Here is a 969-nt window from a genome sequence, read left to right on the forward strand (position 1 = left end):
CGCTGTAACATCAGGATAAGCAACTATATATCCAATGTGGATTCCAAAAGTTACCGTATGGTGGCCAAGGCCATATCTCAAGGTGTCACAAAGCCGGAAGAACTTATAAAACATATACATGGCAGGACACTGAACAAACATGGCAGGGACACGATGCTTGCGGCACTGACAGGCGTTGTTACGGAAGTCGACTCGGATATAATAGGAATGTTGCTTGAGGAAATAGAGACGCTTGCGGCACATAAAGATAAATGTCAGGAGAAAATGACTTCGCTCTGTAAGAAACATTACCCCAAGCAACTTGAGAGACTTCAGAAAATTCCGGGAGTTAAAGAAAGAAGCGCAACATCCATAATTGCGGAGCTTGGCGTTGACATGAAGATGTTTGCAACAGCATCCGCATTGGTCTCATGGTGTGGGTTAAGACCAAGGAATGAAGAGAGTGCAGGGCGTATCAAGGGTCGGAGGATAGTCCATGGCAATAAATACCTCAGGACAATACTTATTGAGTGTGCATGGGCTGCTTCCAAAAAACAAAAAACATTCTTCAACAGGTTCAGTTATATTCAGGTTACAGCAAAAAAGAAAAGCAGGATGAAAGTTCAGGTTGCAATAGCCAGAAAAATGCTTGTTGCAATATGGAACATGTTTTCAAAAGACCAGGATTATATTGACCCTATTTTAAAGCATCAAAAAGTGGCATGAAAGCCGCTTCATGATATACCTGTTGTTTGTAAGGTCATTATCTTTGTGATGTTAACCAAACTCGTTTTTACAAACTGGCTAATACTGCAACAGGCTTTGGATGCCGGTGTGAGATTTAAAGCTCGTAGAGGAAAGTAATAAACTTATAAAAAATTATTACCGACAACAATATGCTGCCGGTAAATATTTTATTGCCTTTATTCATATGAATATACCAATGGAAGCCTTTGGAATCATTCTACCGTAAATCATTTTAGAGGAAAG

General features: G+C 40.0%; 1 protein-coding gene. It reads left to right on the plus strand.

All coding sequences use genetic code 11. The features are described 5' to 3' along the window. Window positions 1-705 (plus strand): transposase (locus I6E24_RS16415; protein ID WP_235329777.1); only part of this gene is annotated, 705 nt, incomplete at its 5' end. Between the last annotated feature and the right edge of the window lie 264 nt (window positions 706-969).

Origin of the sequence: Bacteroides caecigallinarum, assembly GCF_021530995.1 — a bacterium.
In the GTDB taxonomy this organism is placed as follows: Bacteria; Bacteroidota; Bacteroidia; order Bacteroidales; family Bacteroidaceae; genus Phocaeicola; species Phocaeicola faecigallinarum.